General features: G+C 65.0%; 17 protein-coding genes. 12 read left to right on the top strand and 5 right to left on the bottom strand.

Annotated elements, in window-relative coordinates; translation table 11 throughout:
- The first annotated feature begins 71 nt into the window (after positions 1 to 71).
- The 9 genes from GVL12_RS09960 (at position 72) to GVL12_RS09915 (ending at position 9,288) form a co-directional block, all read left to right on the top strand.
- The gene (locus GVL12_RS09960) at positions 72 to 380 is read left to right on the top strand and encodes a hypothetical protein (RefSeq protein WP_159913397.1); all 309 of its coding nucleotides are present in this window, start codon (positions 72 to 74) and stop codon (positions 378 to 380) included.
- 154 nt (positions 381 to 534) lie between these two features.
- Positions 535 to 1,290: a PP2C family serine/threonine-protein phosphatase gene (locus GVL12_RS09955; protein WP_159913395.1), complete on the top strand. Its 756-nt coding sequence runs from the start codon at positions 535 to 537 to the stop codon at positions 1,288 to 1,290.
- A gap of 526 nt (positions 1,291 to 1,816) precedes the next feature.
- Positions 1,817 to 2,998 (top strand): ABC transporter substrate-binding protein, encoded by a 1,182-nt coding sequence (locus tag GVL12_RS09950; RefSeq protein ID WP_159913393.1) that lies wholly within the window; start codon positions 1,817 to 1,819, stop codon positions 2,996 to 2,998.
- A gap of 37 nt (positions 2,999 to 3,035) precedes the next feature.
- Complete coding sequence (locus GVL12_RS09945; RefSeq protein ID WP_159913391.1) at positions 3,036 to 3,956, top strand: branched-chain amino acid ABC transporter permease; 921 nt, start codon at positions 3,036 to 3,038, stop codon at positions 3,954 to 3,956.
- A 73-nt stretch (positions 3,957 to 4,029) separates the two neighbouring features.
- Positions 4,030 to 4,995: a branched-chain amino acid ABC transporter permease gene (locus tag GVL12_RS09940; RefSeq protein ID WP_200843649.1), complete on the top strand. Its 966-nt coding sequence runs from the start codon at positions 4,030 to 4,032 to the stop codon at positions 4,993 to 4,995.
- Entirely contained in the window at positions 4,992 to 5,759 is a 768-nt protein-coding gene (locus GVL12_RS09935) for an ABC transporter ATP-binding protein (RefSeq protein WP_159913387.1), read from the top strand. Before GVL12_RS09940 ends, GVL12_RS09935 begins: the two co-directional genes overlap by 4 nt.
- Positions 5,756 to 6,466 carry an ABC transporter ATP-binding protein gene (locus tag GVL12_RS09930; protein ID WP_159913385.1) on the top strand — a complete coding sequence of 237 codons (711 nt, stop codon included), beginning with the start codon at positions 5,756 to 5,758 and terminating at the stop codon, positions 6,464 to 6,466. Before GVL12_RS09935 ends, GVL12_RS09930 begins: the two co-directional genes overlap by 4 nt.
- Positions 6,459 to 7,286, top strand: coding sequence for an alpha/beta fold hydrolase (locus GVL12_RS09925; protein ID WP_235033843.1), 828 nt, complete (start codon positions 6,459 to 6,461; stop codon positions 7,284 to 7,286). The genes GVL12_RS09930 and GVL12_RS09925 overlap by 8 nt, the downstream gene beginning before the upstream one ends.
- A 532-nt stretch (positions 7,287 to 7,818) precedes the next feature.
- Entirely contained in the window at positions 7,819 to 9,288 is a 1,470-nt protein-coding gene (locus GVL12_RS09915; RefSeq protein ID WP_159913383.1) for a methyl-accepting chemotaxis protein, read from the top strand.
- 40 nt (positions 9,289 to 9,328) lie between these two features.
- Here GVL12_RS09915 and GVL12_RS09910 read toward each other — a convergent pair whose 3' ends face one another.
- The gene (locus GVL12_RS09910) at positions 9,329 to 10,861 is read right to left on the bottom strand and encodes an amidohydrolase family protein (protein WP_159913381.1); all 1,533 of its coding nucleotides are present in this window, start codon (positions 10,859 to 10,861) and stop codon (positions 9,329 to 9,331) included.
- A 305-nt stretch (positions 10,862 to 11,166) separates the two neighbouring features.
- On the opposite strand from GVL12_RS09910, the gene GVL12_RS09905 reads away from it, so the two are divergent.
- Both GVL12_RS09905 and GVL12_RS09900 read left to right on the top strand, forming a co-directional pair.
- Positions 11,167 to 12,303 carry an iron-containing alcohol dehydrogenase gene (locus GVL12_RS09905; protein WP_159913379.1) on the top strand — a complete coding sequence of 379 codons (1,137 nt, stop codon included), beginning with the start codon at positions 11,167 to 11,169 and terminating at the stop codon, positions 12,301 to 12,303.
- A gap of 37 nt (positions 12,304 to 12,340) precedes the next feature.
- On the top strand, positions 12,341 to 13,801 hold the full coding sequence (locus GVL12_RS09900) for an aldehyde dehydrogenase family protein (RefSeq protein WP_159913377.1): 1,461 nt from the start codon (positions 12,341 to 12,343) through the stop codon (positions 13,799 to 13,801).
- 215 nt (positions 13,802 to 14,016) lie between these two features.
- Here the strand turns inward: GVL12_RS09900 and GVL12_RS09895 are convergent, their stop codons facing one another.
- The 4 genes from GVL12_RS09895 to GVL12_RS09880 all read right to left on the bottom strand — a co-directional run bounded on the left by GVL12_RS09895 (position 14,017) and on the right by GVL12_RS09880 (position 18,128).
- A complete protein-coding gene (locus GVL12_RS09895) occupies positions 14,017 to 15,012 on the bottom strand; it encodes a tripartite tricarboxylate transporter substrate binding protein (RefSeq protein ID WP_159913375.1) in 996 nt (331 codons plus the stop codon).
- Complete coding sequence (locus GVL12_RS09890; protein WP_159913373.1) at positions 15,009 to 15,908, bottom strand: alpha/beta fold hydrolase; 900 nt, start codon at positions 15,906 to 15,908, stop codon at positions 15,009 to 15,011. The genes GVL12_RS09895 and GVL12_RS09890 overlap by 4 nt, the downstream gene beginning before the upstream one ends.
- A 150-nt stretch (positions 15,909 to 16,058) precedes the next feature.
- The gene (locus GVL12_RS09885) at positions 16,059 to 16,964 is read right to left on the bottom strand and encodes a LysR substrate-binding domain-containing protein (RefSeq protein WP_159913371.1); all 906 of its coding nucleotides are present in this window, start codon (positions 16,962 to 16,964) and stop codon (positions 16,059 to 16,061) included.
- 126 nt (positions 16,965 to 17,090) lie between these two features.
- Positions 17,091 to 18,128, bottom strand: coding sequence for an amidohydrolase family protein (locus GVL12_RS09880; RefSeq protein ID WP_159913369.1), 1,038 nt, complete (start codon positions 18,126 to 18,128; stop codon positions 17,091 to 17,093).
- 271 nt (positions 18,129 to 18,399) lie between these two features.
- On the opposite strand from GVL12_RS09880, the gene GVL12_RS09875 reads away from it, so the two are divergent.
- Entirely contained in the window at positions 18,400 to 19,449 is a 1,050-nt protein-coding gene (locus tag GVL12_RS09875) for a porin (protein ID WP_159913367.1), read from the top strand.
- The last annotated feature ends 673 nt before the right edge of the window (positions 19,450 to 20,122 follow it).

Raw genomic sequence — 20,122 nt, 5'->3', positions numbered from 1 at the left:
GCGGCCCGGTCGAAGCACGGCTACGGCCGCCGCGGCTACGGCCGTCCTAGTACCTTTGCTGGAGATATCACATGCAATTTGCTTTGCAGGCCCTGCCTTTCTCGCGCCACGCCCAGAACGACATGCTGTTCGGACATTTGACGGCCGCGCCGGGCGCCGTCAACCGCCGGCCTTCGCCGTCGGCCCCAAGCACACTGCATTCCGCGCGCCCCGCGTCCGTCGCCCGCCTGCCGCTGTGCCCGCCTGCAGCGCGCGGCGGCGTGCGCATACTGCGCAATGAAGCCCAGAGCGAGGGCGGCCGGCTGCTGATCTCGGGCCGCATGGCCGATGTCTGCGCCGCGCTCAACCGCCTGGCATTCAACGAATACGCCTGCGGCTGAGCCGGGCGCCGGGCTGCCGGGCATGCACCGCCCGCGTGCATGCCCGCTGATGGCATCGCGCCACACCGGGCAAGCCCGAAGGAGCGCGAGAAATCCTGCCGCTACACTGTCGGCACGCGCACTTCCCCCTCATTTTCGTGGGCCGCATCGCTCCATGCCTGCCTCTTTTCGTCTTCTTGCCTCGACCGGACTGCACCGCGGTGACCGTGAATACCAGCAGGACCAGGTCCTGCTGCTCACGCACGCACGCCTGCATGGCTGCGTGCTGGGCGTGGTCGCGGACGGCATGGGCGGACGCAGCGGCGGGCGCAAGGCGTCGGACCAGGTCATGCTCACCTGCAGCCAGCTGTTCGAGCGCTACGACCCGGCGAGCGACGACGCAATGCTGCTGCTGCAGACCATGGTGCAGGAAGCGCATACCGTGATCCGGCTCACGGCGCTTTCGGCCGAGCAGGAGCCGCACAGCACGATGGCCGCGTTCATCATTCAACCCAGCGGCGCCTGCCACTGGGTGCACTCGGGCGATTCCCGGATCTACCATTTCCACGAGGACCGGCTGCTGCACCGCACACGCGATCACTCCTATGTGCAGACGCTCGTCGACCGCGGCGACCTGACCGAGCTGCAGGCGCGCAGCCACCCGCAGTCGAATATCCTGGTCGGCTGCCTGGGCGCGACCTCGGCGCCGCCCGCGACACCGCACCATATCGCCCAACTGCAGCCAGGCAGCACGCTGCTGGCCTGCAGCGACGGCCTCTGGCACTATTTCAACGCCGAGGAACTGGCCGCGCTGCTGCAGGCACTATCGCCGCGCGATGCGGCCGAATCGCTGATCCGGCAGGCGCGCGCACGCGCCGGGGGCGCGGGCGACAATCTGAGCCTGGCTATCGTCAAAATCGAAGCGCTGTAAATCGAGGCAAGCCGACAGTACGCGCAGACGTACTGCGCGAAGCGGGGTTTGCAGCCCTGAATGCACTTTTGCGACGACCTGCGCGCGGCACATGGGCCGCACAGGGGCGCATCGCGTAGATGCATTGGGCCGAATGCGCCCATGGGCCGCCGCTGCGCAAGCACCTGCGCCAACCGGCCCGCAGTGAGCACCGCCCGGGCGCTGAAGCCGGGCACGAGCGCAATGCCCAGGCCGGCGATCGCCGCGTTGCGCAGGGCTGGTGGCCATCGGCCGCGATACCCCCGGTGAATCACTCGATCTTTTTTGGCATCTTCTTGGTGCCCTGGGACGCTTCTAGCATGCCTGCTGCTTCCCATGCATCGAGTGCGCATGTGACGCTTCCCAATCTGCCTGACCAGGGCGTGCACATTGCCGGCGCAGGCCCGTTGCGGCCTGCCATGCGGTATGCGATGCCCGGCTGATTTCACCACCCCGTGCAAGAGCCTTGACCACAAAAGGCCGCACGTTCACTACATCGGAGACAAGCATGTTCAACCTCAGAACCCTCAAGAACGCCACCGCCATCCTGGCCTTGGGCGCTTCGTTCTGCGCTCAGGCGCAGGCCCAGACGCCTATCAAAATCGGTTACCTCGGTACCTTCTCCGGCCCCATCGGTGCCCTAGGTCAAGACAACTACGATGGCTTCATGCTCGCACTGGAGCAACGCGACGGCAAGCTCGGAGGCGTGCCGGTGCAGGTGCTCAAGGAGGACGACCAGTTCAAACCCGATGTAGGTTTGCAGATCGTGCAAAAGCTCGTCGAGAAAGAGAAGGTGCCGATCATCACCGGCGTGATGGGCTCCAACGTGATGCTGGCGGTGCACCGCCCGATCACCGAAAAGCAGGTGTTCCTGATCGGCTCCAACGCCGGCCCGTCTGCCCAGGCCGGTGCCCAGTGCTCGCCCTACCAGTTCATCGTTTCCTGGCAGAACGACGGTCACGCGGAGGCGGCTGGAAAGTTCTCCACCGACAAAGGTTACAAGCGCATGGTGTTGATCGCCCCCAACTACCAAGCCGGCAAGGACGCACTGCAGGGCTTCAAGCGCACGTACAAGGGCGAGGTGCTGGAAGAACTCGCACCGGGCATGGCACAGCCCGACTTCTCCGCCGAGATCGCGCAAATCGCCGCCGCCAAGCCCGATGCCGTTTACGCCTTCTTTCCTGGTGCGCTGGCAGTGAACTTCATCCGCCAGTACCAGCAAGCCGGACTGAACAAGACCATTCCGCTGCAGACCTCGTCGATGCTCGATGCCACCACGTTGCCGGCGCTGAAGGACTCGGGCCTGGGACTCTTCAGCACGCACTGGTGGGCGCCTGATCTCGACAATGCCGCCAACAAGGGCTTCGTGGAGGCCTTCGAGAAAAAGTACAACCGCATCCCCTCGCTGTTCGCCGCGCAGGGCTACGATGCGGCGCTGCTGCTGGACACCGCCATCACCCGCGTCAAGGGCAACATCAGCGACAAGCCGGCCTTCATGGCCGCGCTGAAGGCCGGCAACCCGAATTCGGTGCGCGGCGTGCTGAAGTTCGGCAACAACAATTTCCCGATCCACGACTATTTCGCGTTCACCGTGGTGAAGGACGCCAAGGAGCGCCACACCCTGAAAACGGTGGCCACGCCGCTCAAGTCCCACCAGGATGCCTACCACGCACAGTGCCCGCTGAAGTGATCGCCCCCGGCGCGATTTCTTTCAAGGAGTATTCGAAATGACAGGCTCACTGGTGCTTACGCAGTTGCTGAACGGGTTTCAGCTCGGCGTGCTGCTGTTTCTGCTGTCCGCAGGACTGACTCTGGTGCTGGGGATCATGCATGTGATCAACCTGGCGCATGGCTCGCTTTTCATGATGGGGGCGTACTTTGCCGCGACGGTATACGGGTGGAGCGGCTCCTTCATGCTGGCCGCACTGGCCGCCGTGGCGGGCAGTCTGCTGCTCGGGCTGGTGCTCGAGCGCACGGTGATCTCGCGGCTCTATGAGCGCGATCACCTGTACCAGGTGCTGGCCACCTTCGGCGTCATCCTCATCTTCAACGAAGTGGCGCGTTTCGGATGGGGCCAGGCGCCGGTGTTCATGAACGTACCCGAAGCCCTGGCCGGCACGGTGGACCTGTTTGGTGTGGCATACCCGTCCTACCGCTTGGCCATCATCGCCGTCGGCTTGCTGGTGGGCGCTGCGCTGTACTGGCTGGTGCACCGCACGCGCGTCGGCATGCTCATCCGCGCCGGAGCCACCGATGCGGGAATGGTTTCGGCGCTCGGCGTCAACATCGGCCAGCTCAACGCCCTTGTCTTTGCCGCTGGCGCCGCACTCGCCGGGTTGGCCGGGCTGATGGCCGGCCCCATCTTTTCGGTGCAGCCGGGCATGGGCGAGCCTATCTTGATCCTCACCCTGGTCGTGTTGATCACTGGCGGCGTTGGCTCCATCCGCGGCGCCTTCTACGGAGCGCTCATCGTGGGGGTCGTGGACACCATCGGCCGGGCCTTCATGCCGGGGCTGATGCGCGAACTGATGGAACGCTCGCTGGCGCAAACAGCCGGGCCGGCCATCGCCTCGATGCTGATCTATCTCCTCATGGCAGTCGTGCTCGCAGTACGGCCTGCCGGATTGTTCCCGGTGAAACATGGCTAAAGCTCTGATACCCCCAATGACTCCAAATGATGCCTGTCCCGCAGGAAGTCCGGCTCCCGCGCGGCGCCCTGCCATGAGGACCAAGGTCGCAGTTGCGTTGATTGCGCTGCTTGCGCTGGTACCCGTTTTCTCGCATTTCACGGGCGAGAGCTTCTACGTCACCTTGGTGTCGCGCATGATGATCTTCGCGCTGGCCGCCACCGGACTCAACCTGGTGATGGGCTACGGCGGGATGGTCAGCTTCGGGCACGCACTGTACATCGGCCTGGGCGCGTATGTGGTGGGTGTCCTGTCCTTCCACGGCATCGGCAGCGGCTGGATCCACCTGGCAGCGGCGCTGGGAGTTGGCACGGTGCTGGCCGCGCTGATCGGCCTGGTGTGCCTGCGCGCCAAGGGCGTGGGCTTCATCATGATCACCCTCGCGTTCGCACAGATGTTCTACTTTCTGGCGGTCAGCCTCAAGCAGTACGGCGGCGACGATGGCTTCAGCATCACCGACCGCAGCGACTTCGGCGTGATCGACCTGAATAACAACGTTGTCCTGTACTACGTGATCTTCAGCGTGCTCACTGCGGTTCTGTTCGCCTTCCACCGGCTGGTGCACGCACGATTCGGCATGGTACTGCGCGGCTGCCGCACGAACGAGCGCCGCCTCGAGGCGCTGGGAATGCCCGTGTCCCGGGTGAAACTGACGGCCTATGTGCTGTCGGCCCTGGTGTGTGTGCTGGCCGGCGTGCTGCTGGCCAACCTGACGCGCTTCATCTCCCCTTCCTACATGCACTGGGTGGTTTCCGGCGATCTGATCGTCATGGCGGTGCTCGGCGGCCTGGGAACGCTGGTCGGCCCGGTGGCAGGCGCGATCCTGTGGCTGAGCATGGAGGATCTTCTCTCCTCGTTCAACATCGGCTGGCCTGTGCTCGATGACTTCGTGCGCAACCATTGGCTGGGCGTGCTGGGCCTGATGGCCCTGCTGGTCGCGCTCAAGCTCAAGGACGGCATCTACGGGATCATCACCGCCCGCTATGGAGAAAAGCCATGAACGCCGCCAAGGGATCCACGCTCAGCGTCAACGGGCTGGTCAAGCGCTTTGGCGGATTGCTGGTCACGGACCACTTCAACCTGGAGGTCAGGCCCGGCGAGCTGCACGCCATCATTGGCCCCAACGGCGCCGGCAAGACCACCTTGATCAACCAGCTCTGCGGCGAACTCATGCCGCAGGCCGGCAGCATCCTGCTTGACGGGCGCGAACTGGTGCGCGAGTCGGTGCAACGCCGGGCACGCATGGGCATTTCGCGCAGCTACCAGATCACGTCGGTGTTCCGCGAATTCACGGCACTCGAGAACGTGATGCTGGCGGTGCAGGGTGCGAGCGGGCGCAACTTCTCCTTCTGGAAACCCGTGCTTGGCGACGCCAGCCTGCTCGGGCCGGCGCAGGCCCTGCTGGAGCAGGTAGGGTTGGGCGCGCAGGCGAAAACCCCGGTATCGGCCATGGCGCACGGTGCGCACAGGCAGCTGGAGCTCGCAATGACGATGGCGCTGCAGCCCAAGGTCATGCTGCTCGACGAGCCCATGGCGGGCATGAGCCATCAGGAGTCGGAAGACATGGTGCGCCTCTTGCAGACGCTCAAGGGCCGCTACGGCATCGTGCTGGTCGAGCACGACATGGATGCGGTGTTCGCCCTGGCCGACCGGATCACCGTGATGGTCTACGGCAAGGCGATTGCCTGCGGCACCAGCGAGCAGATCCGCAACGACCCCGATGTACGCATGGCATACCTGGGAGATCAGGTGGAGACAGTATGAAGACACTTCTGGAAGTGAACGGTATCGAGACCTTCTACGGCAGCAGCCAGGCGCTGTTCGGCATGAGCTTTGACGTGCGCGAGCGCGAGGTGATCACGCTGATCGGGCGCAATGGCATGGGCAAATCGACCACGGTGAAGTCCATCATGGGCCTGCTCACGCCCCGCCGGGGTTCAGTGCGGGTCGCGGGTGAGGACGTGACGGGGCGCGCGGCACACCGGGTGGCTTGCAGCGGCGTCGGCCTCGTGCCGGAAGGCCGCCGCATCTTCCCCAACCTCACCGTGCGCGAGAACCTGGTCGCGACCGCTGGCAACCGGCAGCAGCATGCCTCGCCCTGGACGCTCTCGCGCGTGTACGACATGTTTCCGCGCCTCCAGGAGCGTGAGCGCAACCTGGGCAGCAACCTTTCGGGCGGTGAACAGCAGATGCTGGCGATCGGACGGGCGCTGATGACCAACCCGAAGCTGCTCATCCTGGACGAAGCCACCGAAGGCCTGGCACCGCTGGTGCGCGCCGAGATCTGGAAATGCCTTGAGCGCTTGAAAGGCGAAGGCCTGTCGCTGATCGTGATCGACAAGAACATCGCTCCCTTGCTGCGGCTCGCCGACCGCCACTGCATCGTGGAAAAAGGGCGCGTGGTCTGGCGCGGCACCTCGCAAGAGCTGCGGCAGCAACCCCAGTTGCTGCAGGAATACGTAGGTGTCTGACGCCATGCCCGAAAAACACAAGGAGACCCTTTTGCACAACGACACGATGCATTTGACGAGTTGGGGCCAAACCGGCCCCAAGGTGGTGATGGTGCACGGCAGTGCCCAGGGCAGCCGCCTCGGTGGCGAACGCCACTTCGTGGCGCAAAGGCGGCTTGCCGAGCAAGGCTGGCAGGTCATCGTTCCCGACCGGCCTGGGCATGGGCTTACGCCCTGTCCCGGCCGCCCCGACGACGCCCGGGCAGATGGCCAGTTGGTAGGTGCACTGATGGACGATGCCGGAGTGCATCTGGTGGGCCATTCCTTTGGCGGGTGCGTGGCCTTGGCGGCAGCAGCGGACAACCCTGGGCGCGTGCGCTCGCTGACCCTCATCGAACCGGCCATGGCTGCGCTTGCGATGGACGTGCCGGTGGTGCGGCGCTTCGGCCTGCAGATCGTGAACGTGCTGTTCCTCTCCCTGTCTGCGCGCTCGCGCATCGTGCGCTTCATGAAGCTGGCCAATATCCCCGACGACATTGGCGGGCACTCGTCCGAGGACGAACTCCGGCGGATGGGGCGCGCCATCCTGCGGCTCAAGCTGCCCAACCGGAAGACGCTGGCGCACCAGCTTGCCACCGTTCGGCAGGCCGGGGTGCCGGTGTTCGTCGTGTCGGGCGGCTGGAGTCCCGCTTTCGAAGCGATTTCCGAGCGCGTGGCCGAGGTCGTCGGCGGCCGCCGGCTGGTGATTCCCTCGCCTCACCATTTTCCGCAACAGGTATCCGACGCGTTCAACGAGGCGCTGGATGCCTTCATGCGGGAGAGTGACGCAAAAAGGCCATGACGGGTATCAACGCGGTGGCGCTTCGGATCCTCCGCGAACTGCGGGCCGGCGCCAGCCTGTGCAACGTCGAGCGCGCGCGCCGTGCCCGGCGAGGTCACTGGCAAGCCGTGGACTGATACGGCCGCCTCTCGCGCTGCCCTACGCTGCCCGGCGGCGGGTCACGGACCCCGACGTCTTCATCGGCCTCAGGCAACGGAACCTCGACGCGCTCGAGCATTTCGCGCAGCCGATGCGCATGCACGATGAAGTGACGCAGTACTGCCGCATCCGGTCTGCGGTGAACGACATGGCCCCACGGGAACGCTTCACCGTGGAACGGCTGTCGCCCAGGGGCCAGGTCCCGAAGATCCGGTCCGGCCTTGCGCTCAAGCAGGTGCGCTGCAAGACGGCGCTGCCACTGCAGCGGACCTGGCGGCACATCGGCACATCGGCGCCAGGGTCCTTCTCTCGAACAAGCTCTCGAACGATCTCTTGAACGGGGTCGCTCACAACGCGGGGCGAGGCCAGGCCATGCCCCCAAAGGAAATGCCACGTGAAATTTCGCCAGAAGATATGGGCGCTGCCCTTGAGTGCATGTCTCGTGTTCGGCCTGGGTGTATCAAGCAGCCTGGTCATCGCGTCCAGCAGTGCCTCGCAGTTGAACCAGTTGCGCCACACCGACAATCGCCTGCTGGAAGTCACCCTCCAGATGGAGCGTCTGTCCGAACGCATGGACAACGCACTCGAAGCTGCGGCCATGGGAGACTCCCGCAAGCTCGAGGAGGCCAAAGAGCATGCGCAGGAGATCGAACAGCGGCTGGCCAGCACCACGCCGGCGCTCAAGGCCTCTTTTGCTGCACACCGCGAGCACGGCTTCGCCGTGGTGGAGGGAATGATGTCCGGGCAGGACGTTTCGGGGCGCGTCGCGCAACGGCGCAGCGCGCAGGCCCAATGGAGCGCCGACCGGCAGGCCGTGGTCGGGCAGACCCGGCTCGCGGTCGAGGCCGGCTTCGACGGGCTCGAAAAGGCCTTGCGAAACACCGTGCTCGCGAGCGCGCTGACGGCCCTCACCGTGCTGATGGTACTGGGCCTGGCATCGTGGCTAATCGTGCGATCCGTCTGGCATGAGCTTGGCGGCGAGCCGGACGAATTGCGCCGGGTGGCCGAGCAAGTTGCCGCGGGCCGGCTGGACTGGGATGCCACGCCCGGCATCAGGAATTCCCTGCACGCGGCCATGGGGCGCATGACCAGCCGGCTGCGCGAAACCGTGACCATGATCCACGAGACCTCGCGCTGCATCAACGACGCCGCCATCGAGATCGCCGCCGGCAACCAGGATCTGAGCCATCGCACCGAGACGGCTGCGGGCAGCCTGGAAGAAACCAGCGGATCGGTTCAGCAACTGGCCGATGTGGCAAGAGAAAGCGGGCGGGCGGCTACCGCGGCAAATGCGCTGGCGTTGTCCACCACCGAAGCGGCCAGCCGGGGCGGTCAGGTCGTGTCCCAGGTAGTGGCCAGCATGGAGGAGATCAACCAGTCGTCTCGCCACATTGCGCAGATCATCGGCGTGATCGACGCCATCGCTTTTCAGACCAACATCCTCGCGCTCAACGCCGCCGTGGAAGCGGCGCGCGCCGGCGAGCAAGGGCGCGGCTTTGCCGTGGTGGCGAGCGAGGTCCGCACACTGGCCGGGCGCAGTGCCGAGGCTGCGAGCCAGATCAAGACCCTGATCCAGGCGTCCACGGCCCGGGTCGACAGCGGCGCCCTGCTGGTGGCCGAGGCCGGCGCGGTCATGGCGCGCATCGTCGACAGCGTGCGGAGGGTGGGCGAGATGATCGAGGGCATCCACCACGCCGCGAGCTACCAGTCGGCAGAGATAGGCACCATCAGCGAGGCCATCGTCCACCTCGACAACATGACGCAGCAGAATGCAGCGCTGGTTGAGCAATCGGCGGCGGCCTCCCTGAGCCTGCAGGAGCAGACGCGCCGCCTGGCCAGCACAGTCGCAGTATTTCACCTGTAGGAGCGGTGCTGCCGGCCACCGCTCACAGGCCGGTGGCCGGTCAGTGGCGGTGGCTGGTATCGATCACCGTGCTGGGGTCGCGGACCGGCGCGGCAGCATTGGCTGTCGCCACCGCCGCGGTCATTGCATCCAGCGTGCTCTTCGGGAAGTACTTGCCCGCATTGAACACTCCCGCGATCTTCGACAGGTTGGCGACGTCGGCCACCGGGTTGGCGTCCAGCAGCACCAGGTCGGCGTTCTTGTGGGCTTCCACCGTGCCCATCGTGCTCTCACGATGGAGAAAACGCGCACCGTTGAGCGTGGTGGCCTGCAGGATCTCGAGCGGTGTGAAGCCGGCTTTCGCGAACGCGCGAAACTCCTGGTGCAGCGAGAACCCGGGCACCACCCAGATACCGCCGATGTCCGTGCCGATCAGCATCTTAGAGGCACCGCCGTTCTCGCGCAGCTGCACCAGGGTGCGCTCGAACGAGGCGTAGGAGCTTCGGAACGTCGCGGCGGCGCCAGCAGGCTGCAGGTCCTCGAAGTCCTTCGAAAGCTTGTTCCAAAGAGCACGCGTCGTCGGGTCCACATACTTGAGATTGGGGTCGTTGCGGAACTCGGCGCTGTCGCTGTTGGTCATGGTCTGCAGCCGTATCATCGTGGGCACCTGCCACGTACCCTTTTGCACCACGGTTTTCGTGACGGTGTCGCAGGCGGCACTGTCGTAGGTGTCCAGCGAGCGCTGCACGAACGGTGCATCCGCCGCGCCGTGAATGAAAGGGCTGATGGCGAACGTGGGCGGAAATGGCGAAGGCATGGTGGCGCCCTTGCCGGCCCCCAGATCGGCACGGATGGCGGCTTGGTCCTTAGCGCAGTCCAGCGCAATGCTCCAGCCACCGCCCAGGTGCTCCATGGCCGTCCAGCCTATGGTCGCGGCCTCGACGGCGCCCATGCCTGGCGAGAGATGGCCGGCCACATCCAGTCCCTGCGCCCGGGCTTCGGCGACGATGGACTTCAGGGCGGCGGGCGAGGCGCCGACCACTTTGACGAAGCTGCCGCCCATCGCCTTCGTCTGGCGCACTGCGGCCACGCCGTCTTCGGGGGTACGCGCGCCGACCACCGGTGGGCCTGGAATCTGCAGGACTTCAGGCGCGTCCAGCGCGCCGGCAGTGCGCGCGGCATTGAATTGCTGGGCAGCGGCAATCAGCGGGGGCGCGCCGGCCATTTCGCGTATGCCTGTGACACCGTTGGCGATCAGCAGCGGCCACTGAGGCGCCTTCTGAAACACCGCGGACGGAAGGGAGTGGGTGTGCATGTCAAGGTAGCCGGGCACCACGTATTTGCCCGCGCCATCCACCACAGTGGCGTTGCCGCCGACACGCACGGCAGCGTCCGGCAGCACCTGGCGGATCTTGCCCTGGTCAATGACGACGGCCATGTTGCCCGCCAGCGAACCTGTCCGGGTGTCGACCACCGTGACATTGCGAAGCACGGTGCCGACTGTCACCGGCGTGAGCTCTGTGGGAACGGCGCATGCCGTGACGGTGGCACCCACAACGGTGGCTGCGGCGGCGGCAAGGATGGACCTCTGCATGGAATGAATCTCCTGGTTGAAATGAGCGCATAAGGGGAGCGCAAGCGCGCACTGACTCTAGAGCGGCCACCGTGATTGCAAAAGATGCGCAAAAGCTGGCACTGATGCACTTTCCGTATCGCTCCGCAACCATGCCGGGCCTGTCGGCGCGACCGCCACCAGCGTTGCACCGCACCAAGGGCCTGGCACCGGCTGTCGGGCAAGGTGGCGCTCGCTGGCGCCTGTCCGGGTGATTCAGAAGCGCTATCAGTGATTCAAAAATGCCATCTTCCACGTGTCGGTCCTGCTCCCTAGGATGCTTCGACATGACCGAGCCTTCTCCCCCCCAACACGCTGCCGTGCTGCCCTTGCCCCGCTGGGTCCTGGGTCCAGGCAGCATCTCCAGCCTGGCCGGCGAACTGGCCCTTCTGCGCATTGCGCGCCCCTTGCTGCTGAGCGACGTGGGTCTCGAGCGGGCCGGCGTGCTGCAGACGGTGGCCGCATTTCTGCCCCCATCGAGTGCGCGCCACCTGCTGGCATCGGAGGATCCCACCTGCCTGGATGCAGACCAGGCATTCGCCGTCTACCGGGAGGCCGGCTGTGACGGCATCGTCGCGCTGGGCGGGGGATCGGTCATCGACACGGCCAAGATACTGGCGGCACTGGCACAGGCACCGGCCGCAGGCGCACGCGGATTGCTCGGGCGCCCCGACCTCATAGGTCCGGGGGTGGCTCCTTTGCTGGCCATACCCACCACCATCGGTACCGGCAGCGAGAGCTCACCCGCCACCGGCCTGCACCCCGATCAGAACACGCGGGCCATTGGCACGCGCAGCCCTTTCCTCGTTCCCCGCTCTGTGGTCAGCGACCCCATGCTGGTGCGAAGCCTGCCACAGCGGCTCATTGCTGCGACGGGCATGGACGCGCTGGCGCACTGCCTGGAAGGCTATCTCGCGGACCCACCGCACCCCTTGGTGGATGCCATTGCGCTCGACGGGCTGAGCAGGGCCTACGGCCACGTGCGCGAAGCGCTGCGCCCCGAATCGGACGGTGCGCGCCAGGAACTCATGGTGGCGTCGTTTGCAGGAGGTGTGGCCATCCACAAGGGCCTGGGGCCGGCCCATGCGATTGCCCTGGCATGCGGCGACCAGCGCCTGCACCACGGCATGCTCGTGGCAGCCGCCCTGCCCTGCGCCATGGAGATCGCCGCAGCCAAGGTTCCAGCCAAGTCAGACCGCATGGCGCAGGCACTCCAGCTCGGTTCGCGCTTCGATCTGGCACCGGCCTTGCGCGCGCTGAATGCCGCGCTGGGCCTGCCGTCTCACCTGGGCCGCGCAGGCTATCGGGTGACGGACCCCGACGAACTGGCCAGGGCCATGGCAAGCAGCCCTTTCAACCGCAACGCTGCCTATGCGCCCAGCACCGACGAGTACCGCGCAATGGCCAACACGCTTTTCTTTTGACCCTTTCGAACACCACAACACCTGAACCGGAGACAAAATGTCAAAAATTCTCGAGCACACGACCCACTTCATTGGAGGCCGCTGGAGCGCCCCCGATTCCGCGACCTTCCCGGACCACAATCCGTTCACGAACGAAGTGGTGGCGCAGGTGGCCGCCGGCACACGGCAGCATGCGCAGGCGGCCATCGATGCCGCCCACGCCGCATTTCCCGCATGGGCCGCAATGCCTCCCGGGCAGCGGCAGCGGCTGTTCCTCGCGGCGGCCGACATCGTGGAGCGCCGCACCGAAGATTTCGTGCGCCTGCTGGCGGCAGAAACCGGAACCGCCTCGGGCTTTGCGCGCTTTCAGATCCGCTGGTCCGTAGACCTCCTGCGCCAAGCCGCCAACTGGGGGTACCGGCCCGTGGGGGATGTGCTGCGCAGCGACACCCCGGGCCGGTTCGCGATGGCCGTGCGCAAGCCCTTGGGGGTGGTGGCCGGCTTTGCGCCCTGGAACGGCGCATTCTGCCTGGCCTGGCGCACGGTGGTGCTGCCCATGGCCTTTGGCAACACCATGGTGCTCAAGCCTTCCGAGGAGGCACCCTTGTCGGCCGGGCTGGTACTGGCCGAAGTGCTGGAGGAAGCCGGATTTCCCGCCGGCACATTCAACGTGGTGACGCACGGCCCCGGCGAAGCGGCCCCCATTGCCGACGCCTTCTTTGAAAGCCCGCATGTGCGCAGCATCAACTTCACCGGCTCTTCGGCCACCGGGCGCATGCTGGCCGAGCGCGCGGGACGGGCCCTCAAACGCATCGTGCTGGAGCTGGGCGGCTACAACCCCCTGCTGGTGCTGGAAGACGCGGACATCGATCAGGCAGTCAACACCACGGCCTTCGGCGCCTTCTTCCACCAAGGTCAAATCTGCATGAACACGCGCAAGGTGCTGGTCGATCGCTCCATCGCCGACGTTTTCGTGGATCGCCTGGCGGCCAAGACCAGGTCATTGCCTGCTGGCGATCCAGCTCTGCCGGGCACCGTGATCGGCCCACTCATCAATGACAGGGCGCTGGCCCAGGTAAGCCAGCGCGTGGACGAGGCTGTGGCTTTGGGCGCGCGCGTGGTGACGGGAGGAAAAGCGAATGGCCGCGTCTATGAACCCACGATCCTGGTGGACGTGCCGGCCCAGGCCAAGCTCACATGCGAAGAAACCTTTGGCCCGGTCCTGATTGTCCAAGCCGTTGACAGCACCGAGGACGCCATGTCGCAAGCGCTGGCGACGCCCTACGGACTTTGCGCCGGCATCCTGACCCGTGATGCCCAGCGAGGTCTCGCGCTCGCAGAACGCTTCGACTGCGGCATGGTGCACATCAATGGCGCCACCATGGCCGGAGAGCCTGCCATGCCCAATGGGGGCGTGAAGGACAGCGGGTGGGGACGCTCCGGCCACTACGCCATCGAGGACTTCACCGAGATCCGCCTCACCACGCTCACGCAAGGCGCGCTCCACTATCCCGTGTAAGGCCTTTCTGCGGCGCATCACCGCAGCGCGTATTGCAGACACAGAAAACCCGAACCTGCCCCTGGTGCAATGGCGCATCCAGGGGCATTCGCGCTTTTGGCGCGGTCCACGCCATGCAGGCAGATCGCAGCTGCCAACAAAAATGCCAGTCGGCGATGGCCTGACTGGCATTCTTTCTCCATCCGGCGCAGCAGCGAAGCCCCGCGCCGGCCGATTCAGTCGGGAGTGATGCCTGCCCGTTGCACGACCGCCTTCCACCGGGCCGCATCGCTGCCGATCAGCGCGGTGATCTGGGCTGGCGTGCCCGTACTGACGCGCAAGCCCTGCTTGGCCATCTCGGCCTTCACGTCGGCACGGTTCATCGCCTCGACAAAATCATGGTTCAGGCGCTGCACCAGGTCGGCAGGCGTGCGCGCCGGCGCCAGCACGGCATACCAGGCGTCCACCGCATCCATCGCGGGATAGCCCTGCTCGCGGAACGTGTGCACCGCGGGCAGAAGCTCACTGCGCCCCTCCCCCGTCACGGCCAGGGCCTTCACGCGCCCCGCCTGTATCTGCGTGCGCAGGGAGGGGACAGACCCGAACATCATCTGCACCTGGCCGCCGATCAGGTCGGTGGTGGCATTGGCGATGCCGCGGTAGGGAACGTGGACCACGAAGAGCCCGTTGTCCGACTTGAACAGCTCCATGGCCAGATGGTGGGGCGTGCCATTTCCCGGCGTTGCGTAGTTGAGCCGGCCTGGCTGGCTTTTGGCCAGCGCAATGAGCGACTTCACATCCTGTGCCGGCAAGCCTGGATGCACGGCGAGCACGAAGTTGGCCTCCGCCAGCTTGGCCACGGCGGCGAAATCGCGTACCGCGTCATAGGGCTGACTGGGCTGGACTGCCGGCGTCATGGTGTGCGTGTTGATCGCCATCAGCAGCGTGTGGCCGTCCGGCTCGGCCCGGGCAACCGCTTGCGTGCCCAGGCTGCCGCTGGCACCGGGCTTGTTGTCCACCACCACCGGCTGCCCCCATTTGGCAGCAAGGTGCGGGCCGATCAGGCGGGCGATGGTGTCGCTGCCGCTGCCAGGCGTGAATGGAACGACCAGCGTGACCGCCTTGGCGGGGAAAGGCGCACGATTTTGCGCATTGGCGCTCAAGGCGCCCCCAAGCAAGCTGCCCGAGACAGCCAGGCACGCAAGCAGATGCCTTCTGCGGATTGTTCTCATGCGGCCTCGCATGCGCACTGCAGCGCGAATGCCAGTTGCTGCAGTTGCAGCGAGTGGCCATAGTGATGGAAATCCATGCAATGCCCCGTTTGCTGGACCATGGCGGCATCCACGCGGGGCGAATTTTCAAGTGCCCTGGCAAATCCGTCCACCTCTGCGGCCCCCATGATCCAGAGCGGATCCTGCGCCGACTGGCGGTAATGCACCGGCACGCGGATGGCGGCCAGCGTCGCGGGTGCGTTGGCGGTCCAGGTACTGACGATGTCCACGAGTTCGGCCTTGGGCGCGGGCGCGTCCGCTGCCTGGCTGGCTTCGACGATGGCAGGGTGGTAGCTCCCCGCCGGGCCGAACATCATCTGCACCTTGACGGGCCCAGGCATTTCCACGGTAGGAGTGTCCGGCAGGCTTTCCCACAGCGGCTTGTGCTCGGGAGGCGTCTTCAGGCACATGCCCGACAAGGCCAAGCCCAGCAACGGGAAGGCGGGGGAAGCGCTGGCCGCCTGTGCAGCGATGCTGGCAGCGATGGCACCACCGATGGAGTGGCCGATCAGAAAAATCCCCCGGGTGCCTTCGCCATAGCGCTGCCAGCAGTCTTCCAGGGCCTTCAGCAGATAGGTGGCTTGCCCTTTCACCGTGCTTTGCCCGGCAGGCAGCGCGGGGCTGGCGCCGTAACCCGGGCGATCCAGCGCCACGACGGGGATGCCGTTGGCCGCCGCGCAATCCAGAAGCGATGCGCCCGGGACATCGAAGTAGCGCGAGGTATAGGTGCCGCCGTGCAATGCCACGACGAGCGGCAGCGGCGGGCGGTTGATGCCGCTGCCTGGCAGCCGCACCCGCCCCGTCAGATCGCCAGCGACCTTGGCGGCATGGCCCGGTTGAAATGAGGATGTATTCATGCTTTTTGTCTCCGTTGAAATACTTGCCGGGCAATGCGCAGGCGCACACTCACCCACCGAAGGTGCAGCGTAAGGCCTCGGAAGAACAACGGACAGATGAGAAAGATGAAGAACCGATGCCGCGATTGCATCGCAGCGAGCGCTACCGCCTCAATGCGCCACGAAGTCCATGTGCATTGCGGCCCGGCGGATCATGTCGCAGAAGTATTCGGCCGCAGGTGTGAGGGGCAGGCCCGTACGGCGGACAATGCAGATGGGAGGCGCGGCCAATGACTCCTGCACGTCGATCGGCTGCAGGAAGCCCTTGAACAAGGGCACCTGAGCCCACTGCTGAGGAAGCATCGTCAGCAGGTCGGAATGCGCCACCACGAAAAAGAAGGTCAATGCAGAGTGGCCCTGCACCACCAGCCTGGGAGCAGGCAGGCCGTGCTGCTTGAACAATGGCGACAGCTCATCCTCTGCACGATGCGTCACCGAAGTGCTGACCCATTCGGCGTCCACGAGGTCATGCAACGATCTCGCGGATGACAGAGGATGCCCTTTTCGGCCAAGTATTACGCGCTTGTTGTCAAAGAGCTTCTCCACCGTCAGCTCGCCGGAAACCTCTCCGAGGATGGGGCCGATGTAGAAGTCCATCGTCCCACCAATCAGCTCCAGCTCGACCCGCGGCAAGACCGCGTCGAACAGGTCAAGCGTCACGTTGGGAAAGGCCTGCCTGAATGGCCCCATGGCATTGGGAAGCAAGGCCATGTGGGAAACGCTAGAAAGGCACATCCGGATGTGCCCGCGCGTCGCGCCCTGGAGCTGTTCAATCTCATCCTGGGCACGCTGGAACTCGCTTCGCACCGCCTTTGCGCGCCGCAGGAATACCTCTCCCATGGACGTAAGTTGAACGCCCTTCGCACGGCGCTCGAACAAGACCGCACCGAGCTCCTTTTCCAGCTCTTGAATACTGCGCGTCATGGCCGGCTGCGCGAGCCCGAGCTGGCGCGCTGCGGCACGCAAACTTCCACGTTCCGCTACCGCCAGAAAATCACGAATCGAGTTGAACTTCACTGGCGGATCTTGGCGGTGGATGCACTATGGGGGGGGAAAGGGGAGAAAGCCTGAAATTATCGATCCTCCCATGTGCGCCTGGCATCCGGAGAATCCCGCACGAGCGACCCGAAGGCCGCAGTGCTTCTAGCAGTCGCCGTGCATCCCGAGCAATTTATACGCGTTGCCGAAGTACAGCTTGCGCGCATCGCTTTCGTTCAGGTCCAGGTCTTCGATGGAACGGATGCCCTCGCGGATGAACATGGGCCCTCCTTCGGGATCGAAGGGGCAATCGCTGGCAAACACCACGTGGTCGGCGCCGAAGAAATCCAGACCGCAGCGCAGCGCGGAGCTCGATCCGCCGAGCACCGTGTCGCCATAGAACATCTTGAAGTATTCCATCGGCGGCTTGGACAGACGTTTGAGCGCATCGGCGTCCGAGCCATCGATGCTGCGGCTGCCCAGCTGGGCCCACAGCGTTTCGGCGCGGCCGGAAAAATAGGGCAGCATGCCGCCGCAGTGGTGCGTGATCAGGCGAAGGTCCGGCAGCTTTTCAAGCAGCCCCGAGAACACCATGCGGGCCATGGCGACGCTGGTCTCCACGGGCCAGCCCAGCACCTGCCATATCTCGTACTGGGACTTGTCCTCGTCGGGGTAGTCCGCCCTGCTGGCCGGCCGCGTGGGGTGCATCCACACCGGCATTCCATGCTTCTTGGTCACGCGCTCGAAGATCTGGAACACCTCCGGCCCGTCCAGGGCGCTGCCATTGATGCTGGTCAGGATCTGCACGCCCTTGGCACCGAGTACCTCGATCGCGTAGTCCATCTCGTCGAGCGCGGCCGCCGGGTTGTTCATCGGCAATGAAGCAACGAAGGCCGGGAACTTGTGGGGCCATTGGCGACAAATGTCAGCCATTCCCTCGTTGGCAACCCGGGCGAATCCCGGCGAGACATCGGGTCCTCCCAGCATCTCGGGCGAAGGCACCGCACAGGTGATGACCTGGCGCACCTCGGGCCACTGGTCCAGCATCTTCACACGGGCCTCCATGTCCCAAAGCATGCGCAGGGAATTCATGCGCCGGACCATGCCAGGCTCCTTGCCATGGCGGTTCACCAGCTCCAGGTAGGCGGGCGGCATGACGTGGTTGTAGATGTCGATCTTGGTGGGCTTTGCAGTCGTGTTCATGGGTTTTCAATGTCTCCTACTGCAAGAACTCTAAGCGCCCGGAGGGGTTGCCGGTAGATAACAAAAACGCGCAGGCGCCACTGATTCTGAATCGCTCTGCACGGCCTCACGGGAGCGGCGCATCGGCTTGATGCGTCCCCTGCGTCAAGCCGATGCGCCAGCGATATCGGACAGACGATTTCGTCATCTATTCCGGAACACCTTCACTCCCTATCTTCGGGACCCAGTCGCTTGCAACCACGTGCAGCGGCTCACAACATAAGGAGACAAAGTGAAGAAATCCGTGCTCGCCATGGCAGCCGCAGCTGCTACCTTTCCGTTTTCCATTTACGCGCAATCGAACGTCACGCTGTACGGCCGCCTCAACGTCGGCGTCGAACATCTGAGCTATGGCTCCACGCCCACGCGTTCATCGTCGCACCTGACCGCGATGACCAGCGATGCTTCACTGTGGGGTGTACGCGGCAGCGAAGACCTGGGTGATGGCTACAGGGCCTACTTCAAGCTGGAGTCAGGCTTCCAGGCGGACACGGGCGCAGCCACCGACGCCGGCAAATTCTTCAACCGCGAATCCTATGTGGGCCTGAGCAACCCCCGGCTGGGTTCGCTGCAGTTGGGAAGCCAATGGGCGCCTGGCCTGTGGCAATCGCTGCGCGCGGATCCGTTCCTGCGGTTTGGCCCGGGGGGCCAGCCATACCTTCTGCAGGTACAGCGCGGATATACCCTCCGCTACGACAACGCCATCCAATACATCACGCCGAAGTGGGGCGGCGCCTCGGCACGCCTGTACCATGCGCTGGGTGAAAGCCAGGCCGTCGGCAGGGCGAGTGCCGTGAGCATCGACTACGACAACGGACCTTTTTACGTCGGTGCATACGTGGAGCAAAGCCGGGTTGCCGGGGCTTCCGTCGGTCTGCCGGGGGGCCCCGTCTCCAGCCGCACGACTTCGGTGGCAGCGTCCTACAACCTCACCGTCGTGAAGCTGCATGCGCAGGCACAGACCAACAGGGTGGACGGTCTGGCCAACGTGAACGGCTACCTGCTCGGTGCGTCCGTGCCCGTGGGAGTGGGCCAGATCAAGGCGTCCTATGTGCACAAGGACGCGAACAACGCGGACGCCTCGTCCTTGGGCATGGGCTACTGGCATTCGCTGTCCAAGCGCACCACGCTGTATGTGAATGTGGCGCGCTTGTCGAACAAGAACATGGCGGCCTATCGCCTCGGCCCGGCGCTGGCTGAACAGGCCGCACTGGGCGCCGCCGGCCCGAGCGCCGGGCAGCGGGCCACGGCAGTGCACTTGGGCATGCTGCACACGTTCTAAGAACGTGTTTGCGATCTCCACGCGTCGCATTGCGGCGCAATCGGGATGAGTTCGAAGCGCTGCGGCGCCGCTTGCACCAGGGTGCAAGCAAGCTGCAGCGCGAAGAGATCTCCCGATTTCGTCCCAACCCTTCGGGAGACTACCCTCCCGAAGATGCGCTCCATATCTGGGAACCGCCTGTGCCAGAGCACTTCATCCTCAATCACCAGTGAATTTCCCAGGCCCGAATCGCCGCAACACAGTGCGTGTTGCGGCGATTTCGTTGGTGGGCTTAGAACGTGTTCACGATCTCTTCGCGCCGCGACAGCGCCTTGGCGGGATGGGATGCTAGGCGCAGTACCGCAGCAATAGCCCTGCTATTGCGAGGATCTGCAACGACGCAGACCGCCCGCCAAGGCACTGTCCCGAAGGGTTGGGACGAAATCGGGCGATTTCTTCGCGCTGCAGCTTGCTTGCACCCCGGTGCAAGCTGCGCACCAGCGCTTCGAACTCATCCCGATTGCGTCCCAACGCGACGCGTTGAGATCATGAACACGTTCTGAGAACCATCCCTTTCAAGGTCTTTTCCCCGAAGCCTGTTTAAGCACACGAGCAGTGGAGACATGTGAGCGGGCGATGCGGCCATCGACATAGCCTTTGGCCTGAGCAGCCTTGGGCTTGCGCTTGGAGGTCG

The sequence above is a fragment of the Pantoea sp. 18069 genome (genome assembly GCF_902706035.1).
Classification (GTDB): domain Bacteria; phylum Pseudomonadota; class Gammaproteobacteria; order Burkholderiales; family Burkholderiaceae_C; genus Comamonas.
The sequence above is the reverse complement of the archived record's forward strand: the minus strand, read 5'-3'. Positions and strand labels throughout refer to the sequence as shown.

What these genes read in the sequence shown, in the direction of transcription:
- GVL12_RS09955 (WP_159913395.1), top strand. Translation starts at nt 535, where the DNA reads ATGCCTGCCTCTTTTCGTCTTCTTGCCTCGACCGGACTGCACCGCGGT.
- GVL12_RS09895 (WP_159913375.1), bottom strand. Translation starts at nt 15,012, where the DNA reads ATGAGAACAATCCGCAGAAGGCATCTGCTTGCGTGCCTGGCTGTCTCG.
- GVL12_RS09880 (WP_159913369.1), bottom strand. Translation starts at nt 18,128, where the DNA reads ATGAACACGACTGCAAAGCCCACCAAGATCGACATCTACAACCACGTC.
- GVL12_RS09950 (WP_159913393.1), top strand. Translation starts at nt 1,817, where the DNA reads ATGTTCAACCTCAGAACCCTCAAGAACGCCACCGCCATCCTGGCCTTG.
- GVL12_RS09935 (WP_159913387.1), top strand. Translation starts at nt 4,992, where the DNA reads ATGAACGCCGCCAAGGGATCCACGCTCAGCGTCAACGGGCTGGTCAAG.
- GVL12_RS09900 (WP_159913377.1), top strand. Translation starts at nt 12,341, where the DNA reads ATGTCAAAAATTCTCGAGCACACGACCCACTTCATTGGAGGCCGCTGG.
- GVL12_RS09910 (WP_159913381.1), bottom strand. Translation starts at nt 10,861, where the DNA reads ATGCAGAGGTCCATCCTTGCCGCCGCCGCAGCCACCGTTGTGGGTGCC.
- GVL12_RS09930 (WP_159913385.1), top strand. Translation starts at nt 5,756, where the DNA reads ATGAAGACACTTCTGGAAGTGAACGGTATCGAGACCTTCTACGGCAGC.
- GVL12_RS09960 (WP_159913397.1), top strand. Translation starts at nt 72, where the DNA reads ATGCAATTTGCTTTGCAGGCCCTGCCTTTCTCGCGCCACGCCCAGAAC.
- GVL12_RS09890 (WP_159913373.1), bottom strand. Translation starts at nt 15,908, where the DNA reads ATGAATACATCCTCATTTCAACCGGGCCATGCCGCCAAGGTCGCTGGC.
- GVL12_RS09945 (WP_159913391.1), top strand. Translation starts at nt 3,036, where the DNA reads ATGACAGGCTCACTGGTGCTTACGCAGTTGCTGAACGGGTTTCAGCTC.
- GVL12_RS09905 (WP_159913379.1), top strand. Translation starts at nt 11,167, where the DNA reads ATGACCGAGCCTTCTCCCCCCCAACACGCTGCCGTGCTGCCCTTGCCC.
- GVL12_RS09940 (WP_200843649.1), top strand. Translation starts at nt 4,030, where the DNA reads ATGAGGACCAAGGTCGCAGTTGCGTTGATTGCGCTGCTTGCGCTGGTA.